The organism is Psychroserpens sp., from assembly GCF_047633235.1.
Taxonomy (GTDB): domain Bacteria; phylum Bacteroidota; class Bacteroidia; order Flavobacteriales; family Flavobacteriaceae; genus Psychroserpens.
Genome location: NZ_JBLIET010000003.1, coordinates 37,050 through 56,520 on the forward strand (window position 1 = coordinate 37,050; position 19,471 = coordinate 56,520).

Consider the following 19,471-nt stretch of genomic DNA (forward strand, 5'->3'; position numbering starts at 1 on the left):
TTTAGGTTTTAAATTCTATACTAAAATTACAATTAGATAGCCTGAAAAACTATGATAAATGTCAGTAAACTCTTAAATTTAAATCTAATTTTAGAGGCGTGTTTCAGTAAAAGATTCACATAATTCTAAGGTCTCTTTGACATCATTAAGAGTTGTTCTTGGGTTTATCAAACACATTCTAAGTACCACTTGGTTTTGTAGAACCGTAGTTACTAATAGCGCTTCCCTAGAGTCTACGACGTTTTGAGAAATTTTTTGATTTAGAGCATCTAATTCTTTTTCTGAAAATGTCTTCCCAATTGGATTATATCTAAAGTTTATTACCGCTAATGTTGCTGATGAAATAACTTCCCAGTTCGTGCTTTTTCGCAAGTAATCTTCTACGTTATCTGCTAGATCAATAGAGTAGGTAATCGCGCTTTTAAAGGCATCTAATCCAAATGTCTTCATAGACATATAAAATTTTAAAGCCCTAAAGCGACGAGTTAATTGAACACCATGATCATAAAAGTTAATTTCAGAGGTATTACCTTTAATATCCCTGAGATATTCAGATTTTTCACTAAATGTCTTACTTAGCCATTTATGATTACGTACCAATAAACATCCCATTTCATAAGGTTGAAATAACCATTTATGAGGATCTATAGTTAAGGAGTCAGCCTTTTCTATACCTTTTAATAACTGCTTCCCTTTTTTAGATAAAATAGCAGCTCCTCCATAAGCACCATCAACATGAAACCAGAGGTTTTCGACCTTACATATTTTTGCAATCTCATTAAGAGGATCTACGCTTCCTGTATTGGTCGTTCCTGCTGTGGCAATAATACAAAAAGGTTGAAGCCCTTCTAAGCGATCTTTTGCAATTGCATTTTTTAGCTTATTCATCGCCATTTTGAATTCTAGGTCTGTAGGGATAATTCGAACCTGTTCTTTTTTAAAACCAAGTATTCTTATGGCTTTTATATTTGAAGAGTGAGTTTGGTCTGACATATAAATAATGGCTTTAGAAAAATCATCACCGCAACGTTGTTGTCTTGCAGTAGTAAGAGCCGTTAGATTAGCCATTGAGCCACCACTGGTAAAGATGCCTCCTCCTGTTTTTGCGGGAAATTTAAATAGTTTTAATAACCAGTTCATAGTCACTATTTCAACTTCTGCAGCTGCGGGAGATACAGCCCATCCACCAGAAAAAATATTAAATCCAGTTGCTAGCGTGTCTGCCATAACACTTACATAATTACTTGGGCCTGGAACAAAAGAAAACGATTTTGGATGCGAAACAATATTACTATTTGGTAATACTTTTTTAATCACAAAATCAAAAACTTCTTGAAAATCGCTTTCTTTTTCAGGGATTTCAGCATTAAAAAGTAAATCCATTTCGTCTCTAGAAGCATAAGCCACTGGTTTTTTTAAATGTGCTGTGTCAAAATGCTCAACAATGGCGTCAATCACTTGGTAGCCATAGCTTTTCATGTCTTCTTTTGATAATTGTAATTTACTTATATTAGTTTTAGTTAATGACATACGTTGAGTTAAAAAAATAGTTAGTGTGTGATGGGTTGTCATACGTTAATGGCAGTCTATTGTACTAGAAGCTACATCAACAATTGGAGCAGGAGAGAGGTAAGGAATTCCCAATCCCATACCACGAACTATAAATAACAATCCAATAATCACGATACATACAGGAATCGCTTTTTGAATGCGCTGCTTTACAGAAGAATTTAAAAATTTTCCTAGATAAATTGCAGTCGTCATTAAAGGGATTGTGCCCAAACCAAAAAGTATCATATATAAACTGCCATATACTGCATTTTGCATCGTTAGAGACGCAAAAACTGCCATATATACTAATCCGCAAGGGAGAAAACCGTTAAGAAAACCTATGGTTAAAAACGTATCGGCTGTTTTCTTTTTAAGTGCTTTCCCTAGTTTTGTTTTTACTGCGGAAATGAGCCTGTATAAAGGTTTTGAGAAGTTGTATTTATTGAAAATTCGAACTGGGATGAGCACGACTACGATCATTAAAACTCCGATAATAATTGATAGTTGTTGTTGAATCCCGAAGAGATATAAACTCTTGCCTACTACTCCAAAAACGAGACCTATAATGGAGTAGGCTAGCAACCTTCCGAAGTGATACGTGAAAATCTGAAATACTTTTCTAGTAGAATTACTTCTATCTACAGGCAACATGAAGGCGATAGGTCCACACATGCCAACGCAGTGAAAACTTCCTAAAAGACCAAATATGAGTGCAGACCAGAGCATTTTTTTTACTTTAATAGATAATCTCTTTTTTGTAGAGATATGATTTACCTTTATATTGCCAATCAACCTTAATGTTCCAACGACCATCTAACAAACGATTGTCAGGTATGAGCAAATTGTGATTTGACAATGAAATTGTAGTTTCAAAGTCCACTTGTTTATTAGACGGTCGATATAGGAACACTTTTCCAGTAATTTTATTTGTATCTAAAGATTTGGGAAATGAAATTTCTAAACCTTTGTCAGTTCGGATCCAGGAAATATTTGTTGTTAAAGCTTTAGCATTATTTTCTTTGTTTATTTCGTCTTGGAATTCTAATTCTGCCTTGTAATAATTTTCTGTCACTAATGATGTATCATATTTATCATTCATATTCATATGAATGACGAAGTACATTATAAAGCTTATAAAAGCTATAAAAGCTAATACGATTACTGTTCCCCAATTAAATTTCATAATTCTTTATTTTTAATTATAACTTCTTGGACCTAAGAAATTAACAGTGGTGGTTTCTATCAATTCGTCTCCACTATACACTTCAATCATTAGTTTGTCTTTATCACCCGAGAGTTCACTCTTATCAATTTCTATAAATACGGTACCTTCTGCAGCGCCTTGGGCTGGTACTTGAAAATTATCTGACGTTGATACCAATTTAATTTCGCCTTTATACTTTCGCAATTTAAAGCTCACATCGCTTATAGTATCTGTTGTTTTGTTAATCAATTTATAAGTAAATACATTACTAATGATATGACCCTGTTTATGCTCATATAATTGCCCAGGAAGCCTCAAAATTCTAGCTTCAAGATCTGTTCTTAATAAAAGCAATCCTGTGAGCAGACCAGTCAAAATAATCAATACTGCGGTATAGCCTTTTAAACGTGGCGTCAATTCAAATTTATTTTTCTTTTCTATTTCATCTTCACTGGCATAACGAATCAATCCTTGTGGCAGATTGATACTATCCATAATATGATCACATTCATCTATACAGGCTGTACAGTTGACACATTCTAATTGGGTGCCATTCCTAATATCAATTCCTGTTGGGCAAACATTTACACATTGCATACAATCTATACAATCACCATGGCCAAGAGCTTGACGGTCTTCATTTTTTCTAAAACTCTTACGTCCATTTTCAGCTTCTCCTCGTTTATGATCGTAAGCCACGATAATTGACTTATTATCTAATAAAACGCCTTGTAATCTACCATAAGGACAAGCGATAATGCATACTTGCTCTCTAAACCAGGCAAACACAAAATAAAAAACAGCTGTAAATATGACTAGCGGAATAAGTGTGCTAGTATGAGCAAAAGGCCCTTCGGTTATATATTTAATAAGGGTGTCACTTCCAATTAAATAGGCTAAAAATACGTTAGCGATTAGAAATGAAATCACCAGAAATACAAACCATTTTAATAGGCGTTTTCTGATTTTTTCTAAATCCCATTTTTGTCGATCAAGCTTACGTTGTTTATTTCTGTCTCCATCAATCCAATATTCTATTCGTCTAAAAACCATTTCCATGAATATGGTTTGCGGACAAATCCATCCACAAAAAATACGACCAAATGCTACTGTAAAAAGAGCAACAAAAACGACGCCAATCAACATTGAAATCACAAACAAATAGAAGTCTTGTGGCCAAAACGGAAAGCCAAAAATATTAAAACGACGTTCTAATACATTGAACATTAAAAATTGATGGCCACCCACTTTGATAAATGGTGCAATAAAAAGAAAGACGATGAGACCGTAGCTTACTATTTTTCGCTTTTCGTAATAGCGACCACTTGGTTTTTTTGGATATACCCAAGCACGTTTTCCATCATCAGTAAGGGTGCCAATGGTGTCTCTGAACGATTCGTTTTTGGGTGTTTCCATATTTTATTTTTCTTCTACATTTAATGTGGAATCTGTTTTTGGTTCCTTGAAATCAGTAACTATTTGTTCAACTGTTTCACTGTCATCAACCCAAATATCACCTTCAGGAGCTTTAGGTTCAGCAGGTGTGGTTCCTTGAAATATAAGAAGGTAGCTAGCAACTTGTGCCATTTCTGAAGGTTTTAAACTCTGTTTCCATGAGATCATACCTTTTCCGTCTCGACCACCTTCAGAAATTGTTTTAAATACATTTTTAATTCCTCCACCTAAAATCCAGTTTTTATCGGTCAGGTTAGGGCCAATTCCTCCACCACCATCTGCTTTGTGACAAGCCACGCAGTTAGTTTCAAAGATTGTCTTACCATTGCTAAGGTCTGTGGCATCGGCTAATAGTGTTACTGTATTAAAGTCAACTAAATCTTTTGCCGTTTTTTTATACTCTTCAATATCAATTTTGGCCTGAGCAATTTCTGCTTGAAGTTCATCAATTTGAGTATCACCATTGAATACATGGTATTTTACCATATAAACTGCTGCAAAAACAATAGAAGCGTAGAATCCATATGTCCACCAAGGCGGTAAATCATTATCTAATTCTTTAATTCCGTCATAGTTATGATCTAAAATGATGACATGTTCTTGTTCCATAGGTTTTTGACCTAGAGATTTAGAATATAATTTTTGAAGCCACTGTATTAGTTTTGCAGGTGCATTTCGTTTTGCATCGTATCTAGCCTTTTCTTCTGCATCAAGACTTTGATACAATACATTATCTAATGCACTAGTAATTGCCTCTATGGCAATTAAAATAAGAAGTACAAGTAACAAGAATAACGACACTAAAGGTTGCGCTATAAATGTTGGCTCACCTCCAGAATCTATAACAAGCTCTGTAATTGCGAAAATGATAAAGAATATTACAGGTACTCTTAACCATAATGGAATTTTTCTCATAGTTCTGATGGGTTTTGGTTATCTAAAGGGATATTACTCACGGTAGTGATGTAGTCTTTTTTTGCAGTAATTACCCACCAAAATAAGATGACAAAAAAACTGAAAAATATAATTAGGGAAATCAAAGGATATATTTCTATTCCTGCGATGCTTTCCATATGGTTTTTTACAAATTTTAACATGATTAATTAGTTTTGAGTTGTTGAAACGTCCTTAACTTTAATATCTGTACCAAGTCGTTGCAAATAAGCAATGACTGCTACAATTTCTCTATTTCGCATTTCAATGAAAGCATCTCCACCAGCTTGTTTATCTGCTTCATATGTTGATGCAAAATCTGGATCTGTGTATAGGTTTTTTTCAATTTGAGTACCTTGTGCATCCATCAATTGTTGTGCATTAGCAATTTCTTCGTCTGCATAAGGCACTCCAAGCGTAACCATAACTTTCATTTTAGCCTCGGTTTGTGATTTGTCAAGCGCATCTCTTACAAGCCATTGATAAGAAGGCATAATAGAACCAGAAGAGGTGCTTTGTGGATCATACATATGGTTTAAGTGCCAATTGTCGGAGTACTTTCCTCCAATGCGATGTAAATCTGGACCTGTACGTTTACTTCCCCAAAGGAATGGATGATCATAAACAAATTCTCCAGCTTTTGAATATTCACCATAGCGTTCAACCTCATTTCTAAATGGACGTACCATTTGTGAATGACAGCCAACACAGCCCTCTCTTATATAAATATCTCGCCCTTCTAGTTCTAAAGGTGTATAAGGTTTTACACTAGCAATAGTTGGGATATTTGATTTTACTAATAATGTTGGTACAATTTGTACGATACCACCAATAAGTATAGCGACGGTAGCCAAAATTGTTAATTTAACAGGCTTACGTTCTAACCAAGTGTGCCATCCTTCTCCAGCAACACGTCTTTTAGAGACACGCTGAAGCGCAGGAGCTTCTGCAAGTTCATCGGTGACGTTACTACCTTGTACAATAGTGATAATCACATTGACAACCATTATTAAGGTACCCGTAATAAATAGTGTTCCACCAATGGCACGCATCCAGTATAGTGGCATGATTGCAGTTACTGTTTCTAAGAAATTACCATACACTAAAGTTCCATCTGGATTAAACTGTTTCCACATTGCCCATTGTTGAAACCCAGCTACGTACATTGGTAAGGTGTAAAAGATAATTCCTAATGTGCCAATCCAAAAGTGAAGGTTTGCAAGACCTATAGAATATAATTTTGTTTTAAATAATTTTGGTACTAGGTAGTAGATCATTCCAAAGGTTAAAAACCCATTCCAAGCAAGTGCTCCAACGTGAACGTGAGCGATAATCCAATCTGTGAAATGCGCCATAGCATTTACGCTTTTAAGCGATAGCATAGGGCCTTCAAAAGTTGCCATACCATAACCGGTAATGGCGACGACCATAAATTTTAAAACAGGATCTGTACGTACTTTATCCCAGGCACCACGAAGCGTCAGTAGACCATTGATCATTCCTCCCCAAGAAGGCATTAATAACATAACTGAAAATGCCACCCCAAGGTTTTGAGCCCATTCTGGTAACGCCGTGTATAATAAATGGTGAGGACCAGCCCAAATGTAAATAAATATCAATGACCAAAAGTGAACGATTGAAAGTCTGTAAGAGTAAATCGGTCTATTCGCTGCTTTTGGTACAAAATAATACATCAATCCTAAAAAAGGTGTCGTTAAGAAAAAGGCAACGGCATTATGTCCATACCACCATTGCACTAAGGCATCTTGAACCCCTGCATATACTGAGTAACTTTTTAAACCACTCACTGGTAAAGCTAAACTATTAAAGATATGAAGCACAGCGACGGTTACAAATGTTGCGAGATAAAACCAGATGGCTACATATAAATGACGCTGCCTTCTTTTTAATATGGTACCTATTAAGTTCCAACCAAAAACAACCCAAATAACAGCAATCGCTATATCAAAAGGCCATTCTAATTCAGCGTATTCTTTAGACGTTGTATACCCTAGAGGTAGTGTAATCGCTGCGCCAACTATTATAGCTTGCCAACCCCAAAAGTTGATTTTGCTTAAGGTATCATTGAACATTCTTGCTTTTAATAACCGTTGTGTCGAGTAATAGACACCAGCAAAAATCGCATTTCCAACAAACGCAAAAATCACCGCATTGGTGTGTAATGGTCTTAAACGACCAAAACTTAACCAGGAAATTCCGCTGGTCATATTTGGAAATAGAAACATGAATGCGAGTAGTAAACCTACTGACATCCCTACAACTCCCCAAATCATGGTGGCGTATAGGAAATTTTTGACGATTTTGTTATCGTAATGAAACTGTTGAACTTCCATAGTAATTTAATTAGTCTTTTTTGATTTTAATAGATGGTTTTGGTTCCTTTTTAACGAGTTCGTCATCAAAAAGCATTCTAACAGAAGGTGTATAACTATCATCAAACTGTCCTTTTCTCACTGCAGTTATAAATGCAATAAAAAACACAACAGCAATAATAATGCTGATACTTAGTAAAATATATATAACACTCATACCTATTAGAAGTTATGGTTCAAAATTACGTTCGAACGCGTTCTTAAAATATGATTTTTATCATGTTTGGATTATAAATTTTCCTTACCCCAACCCTCTTCAAGGAAAGGGAACTACTATGTGCTTACTCAGTTTCTCTTATCCGTAAAAGCCCTTTCCTTTGGGAAGGATTTAGGATGGGATTTTTCTACCCAAAAGGTTAGTGGCAATAGTGGTAAATACGACGATGCTAATAGAGCTTAAAGGCATGAGAATAGCTGCGATAACCGGAGCTAATTGTCCTGTGACTGCAAAGTAGAGGCCTATAATGTTGTAAATAAATGACAACAGAAAACTCCATTTTATAATCTTGATAGCACTTTTTGAAGCACTAATAAATTTGTTAAGCTGATTGAGTTTTGAAGCATCTAAAATGGCATCACAAGCAGGGGAAAACACATTCACGTTTTCGGATAGTGCAATGCCAACGTTACTTTGAGCTAATGCTCCAGCATCATTTAGACCGTCACCAATCATCAAGATTTTTGCACCTTCAGTTTGATGATATTTAATGTAGTCTAGCTTATCATTTGGTTTTTGATTGAAAATTAGTTTCGTTTTTGAAGGCAACAACTTTTTGAGATTGTCAAATTCACCTTCATTATCTCCAGACAGAATGACTAAATCGTAGTTCTTCTTCAGTTTGTTGAATAATTTTGATAGTCCTTTTCTATAGCTATTATAAAAGGTGTATTTTCCTTTATATTTATTGTTTGCACTAATGTGTACTTGCGTGTTTAGAATTGTAGATTCTTGAGTGCCGACAAAACTTGCTGATCCAATTTTTATATGATTTTCGTTGTAAGTTCCTACAATCCCTTTTCCTAAATGTTCTTCAAAATGATTGAGTGAAATAATATGATGTTCATCCAAAATATCATAAAGCGTTCTGCTTAATGGATGATTAGAACCACGAAGTGTGTTTTTTAATAATGTTTCTTCTGAAGGGTTTAAATCCATTCCATCATATTGCGCTCTGCTTTTTTTGTTGGACGTGATGGTGCCAGTTTTATCAAAAATGATGGTGTTAATCTCAGCCAGCTGTTCAATAACAGAAGCGTTTTTGACGTAGAATTTTAACTTTCCGAAGATGCGCAGTAAATTTCCAAAGGTAAAAGGAGCAGAGAGTGCAATGGCACAAGGGCAGGCAATAATGAGAACTGCAGTGAGAACATTCACTGCTTTTGAAGCATCCGCAAAAAGCCAAAACGTTGTTGAAACAAAAGCAATACTGAGTACTGCTATCGTGAATTTTTTGCTAATTTTATTAGTTAAGGTTGTGAAGCCGTCTTCCTTGTTTTTGCTAAATACATCGTTACTCCACAGCTGTGTGAGGTAACTTTGTTCTACAGATTTTAGCGCTTCCATCTCGATAACTCCAGAGGTTTGTTTACCTCCAGCAAACAATTTATCACCCGATATTTTACTTACTGTTTCAGATTCTCCAGTAACGAAACTGTAGTCAATTCTTGCTTTTCCGTTGATTAAGATGCCGTCAACAGGAATTAGTTCTTCATTTCTAATAAGTAAACGATCACCTTTTTTAATGTCATAGACTTGGATTGGGTGTTCGCCCATTTTCGAAGATATTTTAGTTACCGCAATTGGGAAATACGATTTGTAATCGCGTTCAAAAGATAAAAATGTATATGTTTTTTGCTGAAAGAATTTACCGAGTAACAAAAAGAATACGAGTCCTGTTAGACTATCAAAAAAGCCCGAGCCGAAATCAAAGATGATGTCTACGGTGCTTCTTATAAATAGAACCGCAATACCTAATGCAATTGGGACATCAATGTTTAATAATTTAGATCGTAATCCTTTATATGCTGAGACAAAATAATCATGTCCGGCATAAAAAACAACGGGTAAAGAAAAGGCGAACATTAACCATCGAAATACGGGTTTGTATTGTTCTATCCAAAAACCATCTACTTGAAAATATTCTGGAAATGATAAGAACATTACATTACCAAAGGCAAAGCCAGCAACACCTAACTTATAAATGAGACTTCTATTGACGTTTTGTTGACCGGTTTTAAAATCGTCAAGTGAAATGTAAGGTTCATAGCCAATTGTAGCTAATAATAAAACAACCTCTTTAAGCGATGTGATTTCAGAATTATAGGTGACGCGAACAGTTTTCTTTCCAAAGTTTACTTGAGAAGACGATATATTTGGATTTAATTTATTGAGGTTTTCTAAAATCCAAATACAAGAATTACAGTGAATATATGGAATGTATAAGGTCGTAATTTGTGTGTTTCCGTCGTTAAATTCGGTGAGTTTTTCAATGATATTTTCTTGAGAAAGGAAATCATATTTACCTTGAATTTCTTTTGGGACAGCACCAGGAGCTGCTTGTAAATCATAGTAGCAAGTCAAGTCATTCTCTGAGAAAATCTCATAAACCGTCTTACATCCATTACAACAGAAGTTTTTATCATCAAAGGCTATGATCGCTTTATTGCAATCGTCACCACAGTGGAAACAAGAAATGTTGTCCATAATATTTGCTCATTTATACCTATTACAAAGGTTGAAAATGATGTGGATTTAAAATATGATTTTTATCATGTTTTCATTGTTTTTGAAATGGAAACTTTAGAAATACGAGGTATGAGTAGATGTGAACATTGCATAGCAAGACAATTAAACTCAATGCGAACATTAACTAAGGAGGAGTTAAAACGTGTGTCAGATTGTAAGACCACCAAATACTATAAAAAAGGAGAAGTTATCTTTGATGAAGGAGCGTCTTTAAACGGCGTATTTTGCGTTCGTGACGGTGTCGCTTAATTGACCAAGTTGAGTCCAAATGGTAAAGATCAAACTGTAAAATTATTAGGTAAGGGTGAACTTCTTGGTCAGCGGTCTATAATAAGTGATGAGCGTACCAATTTGAGTGCTGTTGCGCTTAATGATATTGAATTGTGTTATGTACCAAAAGACCAAATAGTTGACCCTTTGCAAAACAATCAAGTATTTTCTTTTGATGTATTACAGCATTTGGCTAAAGATTTACGAGATACTGAAAGCAGTTTAATTGACATGGCACAAAAAACGGTAAAACAGCGCCTTGCACAAGCAATTATGTATGTTGAAAAAACCTTTGATGTGGACGATAGCGGTTATTTAAATTTGATTTTATCAAGAGAGGACTACGCCAATATTGTTGGGACTGCTACTGAGTCTGCAATTAGAATTATCTCACAGTTTAAGAAAGATAATTTGATTTCTACGCAAGGAAAACGGATAAAAATTGAGAATCTCGAAAATCTGAAACGTATCGAATAGTTTTATAAAAACTTTACGATAATTGAATTGAAATAGTTGTATTTTTATACAGCTATGAAAGAACAAAATAAATTAAAAAAAGGTTTCGTTTTTAAACCTTATGAATCTCCACACCAATCGCCTTTTGATAAGCTCTTTGAGATCTTTAAAGAGTTAATTACGCATACGTCTGGAGATTTTGATGAAGCTATTTCTTGGCTTCGAGAATTAGATAAGGAATATGAATTAACGACTGCAGAATACACTATTGAGGATTTTATTGAAGATTTAAAGGATAAAGGGTACATTAAAGAAGAAATCGATCCAGATGGAAACGGTGAAGGAATGGCGATAACCGCAAAAACGGAACGCGCTATTCGCCAACAAGCTTTAGAGCATATCTTCGGAAACATAAAGCGAAGTGGTCAAGGTAATCATAAAAGTAAAGGTGTAGGGCTTGGTGACGAGCATACTGGTGATTTTAGAAACTACCAATTTGGGGATGCTCTAGATAAAGTGTCCATGACCGAAAGTCTTCGTAACGCGCAAATAAATCATGGTATTAATGATTTTAGGCTATCTGAAGATGATTTGGTGGTTGAAGAAACGATGCATAAATCTCAAATGAGTACCGTATTAATGATTGACATTAGTCACAGTATGATTTTGTACGGTGAAGATCGAATTACACCTGCAAAAAAAGTAGCGATGGCGCTTGCGGAATTAATTACGACACGTTATCCTAAAGATACGTTAGATATTATTGTCTTTGGGAATGACTCCTGGCAAATTGAAATTAAAGACTTACCATATCTCAAAGTTGGTCCTTACCATACAAATACAGTCGCTGGTTTACAATTAGCAATGGATTTGTTAAGACGTAAACGCAATACGAATAAGCAAATTTTTATGATAACTGATGGTAAACCAAGTTGCCTGAAGCTCCCTGATGGTCAATATTATAAGGATAGTAATGGGCTTAATCCATACATTACAAATAAATGTTATGCTATGGCAGGTCAAGCTAGAAAACTGCACATACCTATAACCACCTTTATGATTGCTCAAGATCAATACTTGATGCAATTTGTTCAAGAATTCACAAAAGCAAATCAAGGCAAAGCATTTTATACAGGCTTGAAAGGTTTAGGTGAAATGATTTTTGAAGATTATGAGACGAATAGGAAGAAACGTATAAAGGGGTGAAATCTCATCCCAATCTTCCCGGAGGGAAGGAGCAAATAACAAAAAATTTATAATTATTAAAATTTAAAAAGCCCAAAACAGTTCTCTTTCCTTTGGAAAGGGTTAGGGATAGGAATATGAAAATTGAAACTACAAAAACACTAGGAGAATTAAAAAAAGCAGGTTATCAATCAAAATCTATAAAAGATGAATTGCGTAATAACCTGATTGAAAAAATTAAAAATAAAGAAACGACTTTTGAAGGTGTACACGGTTACGAAAACACTGTGATTCCAGAATTAGAGCGCGCCATATTATCAAGGCATAATATTAATTTATTAGGCCTTCGCGGGCAAGCAAAAACAAGATTAGCACGTCTAATGTTGAATCTATTGGATGCGTATATTCCTGTGGTGGAAGGCTCTGAGATTAATGATGATCCACTGCACCCAATATCGCGTTTTGCTAAGGAATTAATTATTGAAAAAGGTGATGAGACACCAATTACATGGATGCATAGAAGCGAGCGTTTTGCCGAGAAATTAGCAACGCCTGATGTCACTGTGGCAGATTTAATTGGTGACGTAGACCCAATTAAAGCTGCGAACTTAAAATTAAGTTATGCAGATGATCGCGTGATTCATTACGGAATGATACCGAGAGCCAACCGTTGCATTTTTGTGATCAATGAGTTACCAGATTTACAAGCGAGAATACAAGTCGCATTATTTAATATTTTACAGGAAGGTGATATTCAAATTCGTGGATTTAAATTAAGACTGCCATTAGATGTCCAATTTATTTTTACTGCAAACCCTGAAGATTATACTAATAGAGGAAGTATCGTAACACCTTTAAAAGATAGAATTGGGAGTCAGATTTTAACACATTACCCAACAGATATTGAAACTGCTCGTTTAATTACCGAGCAAGAAGCTAAAGTTGTAGAAGCTCAAAAAGATTCAGTTATTGTTCCCGATTTGGCACGTGATCTTTTAGAGCAAATTGTATTTGAAGCAAGAGAAAGTGAATTCATAGATTCAAAAAGTGGTGTGAGTGCGCGTTTAAGTATAACCGCTTTAGAGAATTTGTTGAGTACAGCAGAACGTCGTGCTTTGCGTGTAGGAGATGCTAAAACGATGTTGCGATTGAGTGACTTTGTTGGGATTATACCATCAATCACAGGTAAAGTAGAGTTGGTTTATGAAGGCGAGCAAGAAGGTGCTGCAATGGTCGCTTATAATTTAATAGGTGAGGCAGTAAAGAGTTTGTTTCCAGAGTTCTTTCCGAAGATAGAAAAGTTAAGGAAAGAAGATGAAGATACGCCTTATGACGCTATTGTTTCTTGGTTTTTCAACGAACAAGATGGGTTTGAAATCTTAGATGATTTAAGAGATAAAGAATATATGGCTTTATTAGATGCTGTTTCTCCATTAGGAGATTTATTGGCAGAACATCAACCTAACCTTAAAAAAGAGGAGAGTTATTTTGTAAAGGAATTTGTGCTTTGGGCTTTAGTAGAATTTAAGCAGTTGAGTAAATACCGTTTTACTAAAGGGATTCAATTTAAGGACCCTTATGGAAGTTATATTAGTGGGATATAATAACTACGTATCTCTATTGTTAACATTAGGATCGCAGAGTTTAAAAATCTCTGCGATTTTTTTTGTCTTGTTTTTTGTGTTGTTTCGTGATTTAGCGAGGTAAATAGATGTTTATATAAAAAGAGTAATTTTATTTCATGTACACCAAACACTTCTATGTTTTCTTTTGTAGACATAGTGTTTGCATTTTTGACGTTATAGAAGGTCAAATAAACACTATTTTATAATGGTAATTATTGATAAAATAAGGTTTCTAGCTTGGTCTTGTTTTAAGCTGTTTTGACTCAAATTTGAGACTTAATACGTTGAATAGATTATTTTTATGCTGGCTTTTTATTCAGTTATATAGCGTATTTCATCGATTATATTAATTTTTTACGCACTTTATCGAGTTTATATTACACTTTATCTGTATAATTATTATATTTGGCCTTTGAAATTATAACTTTGAGCAGGATGTTGGTATTGTAAATAATTTTTTACAATGAAATATTTGGCCCCAAGCCTATGAAACTTTAATACCTATTTAATACAGCACCAGCTGTTGCGTCGTGTCTTATTTTTCTGAAGACTGTTTTATAGACAACTTTGGACTATCTTATGTCATGCACGTAGTTATTAAACTGGTAATACGCTTCATATTATTTTTTTCAATATCTAATTAATCCAAAATACATTTCGTAATAACGAAAGTATGTCCCTCGTTGTGTCCACTGCTATACATTGTATTAGCATCGATACATCCACTAAAAAATTATTATTAAATAATTAGGGATTTACTTAAACAATGGTGCCATACATCATTAAAAACTATTATTATGAAAGCTATTAACTACTTTGAAAAGTCTATTATCACAAAGTTATTTATTTTAATTTTCTTATTCGTTTTTAATACATTTTTAGCGTTTGCTCAGCAAACTGAAGCTAATAGCTTAACGAACTCTCCCAGTAATACAGTCTCAAATTCGTTAGATATACAACATCTGACTTCAGAGTCGTCTTTGACTACTTGTGAAACTACCGTTATAAACTTCTCAACTTTTGAAAGTGGATTAAATGGATGGACGATTGGCGGTGACGACGCACAAAGAATAAATAATGCTTCATGGTCGTATAATGGAAATTATAGTATAAGATTAAGGGATGATGATGCTAGTGGTAATGCCTCATCAATTTTATCTCCATTATTTAATATTTCGACACTTGACAAAGTAGATTTTAAATTCTTTTTCAAACCTAATGGAATGGAGAATGGAGAAGATTTTTTTATTGAATATAGTAGTGATGCAGGTTCCAATTGGACTATTGTTGGAACTTTTGTTAGTGGTTCCGTTGCAAATAAAACAGCAGATTTTGAGGCGACTACTGCAGCTATAGGATATAGTAAAACAGTAACTATATTTAAAACAGATCATTCGTTTCCAGCCGGAAATAATGCGAGATTTAGAGTGCGTTGTGACGCAAGCGACGATAATGACATGATATACCTTGACGACGTTAAGATATCTGGAGTTTCATTTTGTACACCTACAAAAGCACCAGGAGGAATAACATCAAATTTAGATTTATGGCTAAAGGCCGATAAGTTAAATGGGATCACTCATGCATCAGATGGTTCTCCTGTTAGTCAATGGGTCGATATGGGTAAAGGGAATAATGCAGAGGTTGTAGTTCCTGGTCAAGAGCCAGTTTACAGAAACAGTATTGCACGTAACTTTAATTTTAATCCTGTTATTGATTTTGAGAATAATAATACTACTGCAAATCGTGACATGACCTATATTATTGGTAATGGAAGTAGAGATGAATTGAAAGGAACAGGTGGCTTTAATACAAATGATATGTTTGTTGTATTAATGCCAGACCCTATAATAACAGCGTCAATGATTCCATTAGATACGTTTACAAGTACTGATCCTGACGGCAAGACTTATACTGAGGATATTACTGGGTTTGGGTATGGAGGATATACAGCTAGATTTAATAATGAAAGACTTGCTTATTGTATAGCGACGACTAATGAAACGTCCTCTAGTGATCCTAATTATGAAAATGGTTATGGTAGAGCCGATACTGGGACGGGAACTGATTACAACCAAATACAAATAGTAAATGTTAGACAAAATGCAGCACTCCTAGATATGGAATTGTTCTTCAATGCTAATCAAGTTGGAACAGCAACTAATGATATCGCTAAATATAAAATCATTAATAATGGTAGATATTGGTTGGGAAGAAGTCAGTATTGGAATGGAAGTTTTGATGGTCGTATTGCTGAGGTTATTACTTATAATTCTAGAAAGTCTGATGGTGATTTAACACAAGAGCGCAATAGGATTCAGTCTTACCTTGCCATTAAATACGGTATTACCTTAGGAGTAAATGGTACTTCGCAAGACTATGTGAATAGCAATGGAAATCTCATTTGGGATCAATCTGTTAACGTTGGTTATAATTATGATATTGCAGGTATTGGTAGGGATGATGTTTCAGAATTATACCAAAAACAATCTAGAAGTGTCAATGATGCTGAAGATGGAGGTGGAAGAACAGAAGGAATTATCACTATGGGTTTAGACGATATATACGATACAAATACGGCGAATATAACATCTAATTCCGTAAAGTTCGATAATAGTGAATACTTGGTATGGGGAAATAATGGTGAAGATTTAAATTTAGCGGCATCCACAATATCTGTAAATATGAGTTCAGGTATCTCTCCATCTTTAACTACAAATGTGTCTTTTACAGCAATGAAACGTGTTTGGAAAGTAATGGAAACTGGTGGAGATATTCCTTCAGTAAAAGTTAGAATACCACAAGATGCGATTAGAAATATCATACCTCCAGGCAGCTTTTATATGTTTATATCTAGCACTGGTGTTTTTGACCCAACTGCAGATTATAGAATAATGATATCAGATGGTAATGGTAATCTTGAAACAGATTATGATTTTGATGGGACAAAATACATCACTTTTGGATATGCTCCAAGGGTTGAAGTGGCACGTTCAGTATTGTTTGATGGAAATGTTGACTATGTGGATATGGAAGATGCTTTAAACCTAAATAACTCTGAGTTCACTATTTCGGCATGGATAAAAAGAGATCCATCAGATTTTTATGTAAAATCAATTATTTCTAAAAGAGATAACCCTTTTACTAAAGGTTACGATTTAAGGATTTTAAATACGAATAAAATTCAAATGTTTTGGAAAAATGGATCTGACCAGATTTTAGTATCTAATACTGCTATTCCGAAGAATGAATGGCATCATGTTGCTGTGATTTATGACGGTACTCAAGCTTCTATATATATAGATGGTGTTTTAGATATTTCTGCCAACAAAACTAATCCAATTGATACAAACGAATCTTTCTACATTGCAGCTGCTGGTAAAAATAGTCCGATACAACATTTTGGAGGGAATATTGATGAAGTTCGTATTTGGGATATAGAGCTTACTCCTGCTCAATTGAGATTTATTATGAATCAAGAAATAGAAGACAACTCTAATTTTGTTGCAGGTAAAATAATGCCAATAACAATTTCTAAAAATGATGTAGGATCTATTCCTTGGTCTAAGCTAGCAGGATATTATCCAATGTCGGTGTATACCTATACAAATACGGAAGATGCTTCTGGAAATGGGCATCAAGGTGCTCTTAGGAACTTAAATACCGTAGATAGGCAAACAGCTCCGTTACCATATGCATCGAATACTAATGGCAATTGGGAAACTAGTTCTACATGGGCTAATGGTGCACTTCAGACGATTCCAGGAGCGAAGTCGATTGTGAATTCATCAACGTATATAGATTGGAATATTGTTCAAACCTCACACAATTTGACTTTAGATAATACTTCTATTACTTCTGGAAACAGATCGCTACTAGGGTTATTTGTGAATTCAAATAAAATAACTATTTCGGGAAACAACGCTACAAAAACGGGGTTTGGTTTGACTGTAACGCACTATTTGAAATTAAATGGTGATATCGACTTACAAGGTGAATCGCAATTAATACAAACTATAAAAAGTGATTTAGATATTTCAAGCTCTGGGAGTTTAGAAAAGGATCAGCAAGGAACTAGAGATTTATTTACTTATAATTATTGGTCCTCTCCTGTTGGAAGCACAAGTGCGTTATCTAATAATACAAATTATACAGTGAACTCCATCTTTAAAGATGGTACAAATACGGTTTCACCAATAAATATAAATTTTATAACCAGTGGATATGATGGTAATGCTGGTTCGCCAATTAGTATAGCAGATTATTGGATTTGGAAGTTCGCCAATCAGCCAGATGATATGTATTCAGCTTGGCAACATTTAAGAAGTACTGGTAATTTAAGTCCTGGTGAAGGGTTTACCATGAAGGGTGTAACCAATACTTCTGGGAACGTATCCTTAGAACAAAATTATGTGCTAAAGGGAAAACCTAATAATGGGGATATCACTTTACCTTTAACAGCAGGGAATGATTATTTAGTAGGAAACCCTTATGCTTCTGCAATAGATGCGCACGCTTTTATCATGGAAAATGCGCCTACTATTGAAGGTAGTGGTAATACAACAGGAACATTATATTTTTGGGAACATTGGGGTGGTGGTTCTCATAATTTAGCAGAATATCAAGGAGGTTACGCAACTTATAATTTAGCAGGCGCAGTTCCAGCTGTTGCTTATGGTACAGCAGATCCTGATGTAGACCAAAACTCATTGATAGGAACTAAACTTCCAGGTAGATATATTCCAGTTGGACAAGGCTTCTTTGTCGTAGGAGAAAACACAGGAACTATTAGATTTAATAATAGTCAGCGTATATTTAAAACTGAAGCGACTAATGCATCTACGTTTATGAGAACCGATTCGGCATCTTCAATTAATCAAGGCTCAGAAGGTAATGGAGACCTACGAATGAAAATAGGACTAAAATTTAATTCTATTAATACATATACTCGAAAAATATTAGTTACAGCAGATGAAAATGCAACAATGGGCTATGATTGGGGTTATGACGCAGCGTTATACGAGAACCAAGCAGAAGATATGTATTGGTTGATAGATGACGGTAAATTTGTAATTCAAGGTATTAATAATCTTACAACCGAAACAGTTCTTCCAATAGGCATCCATACATCAGAAGACGGTTCAAATAGTATCTCTATTGATAAATTAGAGAATATACCAGACGCTATGGATATCTTTCTTCATGATATAGAATTAGGATTATATTTTAATCTCCAGGAAGGAGATTATAGTTTTACCTCTCAAGCAGGTATTCATTTAGAGCGTTTTGAAATTGTATTTAACAATGAAGATACCTTAAGTTTAGAAACGGCAGAAATAGAATCAAACATATTAGACATCTTATATGATAAAGATAATAAAGATATCACAATTTTAAATCCTCAAAATTTGAGTATTGAAGGCTACGAGATCATTACAATACTAGGTCAAAGTGTATTAGTCTCAAATGCTTTAACGACAGCGAATGAAATAAAGCTAGATACAAAATCATTAAGTATTGGGGTTTATGTTGTAAAAGTAAAAACCGAAAAAGAACATGTATCAAAGAAGGTTATGGTGAATTAGTTAGTTTTTTAAATTAAGTCAATAAAAAGGCTGCCTCCTAGAGGTGGCCTTTTTGTTTTTAAGATGAT

14 protein-coding genes are annotated in these 19,471 nt (G+C 34.6%); 5 read left to right on the top strand and 9 right to left on the bottom strand.

The window, feature by feature from the left end; all coding sequences use genetic code 11:
* Nucleotides 1–90: 90 nt before the first annotated feature.
* The 9 genes from ACJAZK_RS01460 to ACJAZK_RS01500 form a co-directional block, all read right to left on the bottom strand.
* Nucleotides 91–1,530, bottom strand: a complete 1,440-nt coding sequence (locus ACJAZK_RS01460) for a pyridoxal phosphate-dependent decarboxylase family protein (RefSeq protein ID WP_415222254.1) — start codon at nt 1,528–1,530, stop codon at nt 91–93.
* Nucleotides 1,531–1,575: 45 nt separating this feature from the next.
* The gene (locus ACJAZK_RS01465; RefSeq protein WP_415222255.1) at nt 1,576–2,277 is read right to left on the bottom strand and encodes a sulfite exporter TauE/SafE family protein; all 702 of its coding nucleotides are present in this window, start codon (nt 2,275–2,277) and stop codon (nt 1,576–1,578) included.
* Nucleotides 2,278–2,287: 10 nt separating this feature from the next.
* Nucleotides 2,288–2,734, bottom strand: a complete 447-nt coding sequence (locus tag ACJAZK_RS01470) for a FixH family protein (protein ID WP_415222256.1) — start codon at nt 2,732–2,734, stop codon at nt 2,288–2,290.
* A 12-nt stretch (nt 2,735–2,746) separates the two neighbouring features.
* Nucleotides 2,747–4,171 carry a cytochrome c oxidase accessory protein CcoG gene (gene ccoG / locus ACJAZK_RS01475; protein ID WP_415222257.1) on the bottom strand — a complete coding sequence of 475 codons (1,425 nt, stop codon included), beginning with the start codon at nt 4,169–4,171 and terminating at the stop codon, nt 2,747–2,749.
* A gap of 3 nt (nt 4,172–4,174) precedes the next feature.
* Nucleotides 4,175–5,125 carry a cbb3-type cytochrome c oxidase N-terminal domain-containing protein gene (locus ACJAZK_RS01480; RefSeq protein WP_415222258.1) on the bottom strand — a complete coding sequence of 317 codons (951 nt, stop codon included), beginning with the start codon at nt 5,123–5,125 and terminating at the stop codon, nt 4,175–4,177.
* Nucleotides 5,122–5,307: a hypothetical protein gene (locus ACJAZK_RS01485; protein ID WP_028873341.1), complete on the bottom strand. Its 186-nt coding sequence runs from the start codon at nt 5,305–5,307 to the stop codon at nt 5,122–5,124. The genes ACJAZK_RS01480 and ACJAZK_RS01485 overlap by 4 nt, the downstream gene beginning before the upstream one ends.
* A gap of 6 nt (nt 5,308–5,313) precedes the next feature.
* On the bottom strand, nt 5,314–7,497 hold the full coding sequence (ccoN, locus tag ACJAZK_RS01490; protein WP_415222259.1) for a cytochrome-c oxidase, cbb3-type subunit I: 2,184 nt from the start codon (nt 7,495–7,497) through the stop codon (nt 5,314–5,316).
* Between the two features lie 10 nt (nt 7,498–7,507).
* On the bottom strand, nt 7,508–7,693 hold the full coding sequence (gene ccoS / locus ACJAZK_RS01495; protein WP_415222260.1) for a cbb3-type cytochrome oxidase assembly protein CcoS: 186 nt from the start codon (nt 7,691–7,693) through the stop codon (nt 7,508–7,510).
* Nucleotides 7,694–7,864: 171 nt separating this feature from the next.
* On the bottom strand, nt 7,865–10,240 hold the full coding sequence (locus ACJAZK_RS01500; RefSeq protein WP_415222261.1) for a heavy metal translocating P-type ATPase: 2,376 nt from the start codon (nt 10,238–10,240) through the stop codon (nt 7,865–7,867).
* Between ACJAZK_RS01500 and ACJAZK_RS01505 the strand changes: the two genes are divergently transcribed.
* The 5 genes from ACJAZK_RS01505 to ACJAZK_RS01525 all read left to right on the top strand — a co-directional run bounded on the left by ACJAZK_RS01505 (nt 10,217) and on the right by ACJAZK_RS01525 (nt 19,403).
* On the top strand, nt 10,217–10,531 hold the full coding sequence (locus tag ACJAZK_RS01505; RefSeq protein WP_415222262.1) for a hypothetical protein: 315 nt from the start codon (nt 10,217–10,219) through the stop codon (nt 10,529–10,531). The genes ACJAZK_RS01500 and ACJAZK_RS01505 overlap by 24 nt on opposite strands.
* Nucleotides 10,532–10,540: 9 nt before the next feature.
* Nucleotides 10,541–11,029 carry a Crp/Fnr family transcriptional regulator gene (locus tag ACJAZK_RS01510; RefSeq protein WP_415222263.1) on the top strand — a complete coding sequence of 163 codons (489 nt, stop codon included), beginning with the start codon at nt 10,541–10,543 and terminating at the stop codon, nt 11,027–11,029.
* 54 nt (nt 11,030–11,083) lie between these two features.
* Complete coding sequence (locus ACJAZK_RS01515) at nt 11,084–12,214, top strand: vWA domain-containing protein (RefSeq protein WP_415222264.1); 1,131 nt, start codon at nt 11,084–11,086, stop codon at nt 12,212–12,214.
* 116 nt (nt 12,215–12,330) lie between these two features.
* Nucleotides 12,331–13,797 (top strand): sigma 54-interacting transcriptional regulator, encoded by a 1,467-nt coding sequence (locus tag ACJAZK_RS01520; RefSeq protein ID WP_415222265.1) that lies wholly within the window; start codon nt 12,331–12,333, stop codon nt 13,795–13,797.
* An 818-nt stretch (nt 13,798–14,615) separates the two neighbouring features.
* Nucleotides 14,616–19,403, top strand: coding sequence for a LamG-like jellyroll fold domain-containing protein (locus ACJAZK_RS01525; RefSeq protein ID WP_415222266.1), 4,788 nt, complete (start codon nt 14,616–14,618; stop codon nt 19,401–19,403).
* The last annotated feature ends 68 nt before the right edge of the window (nt 19,404–19,471 follow it).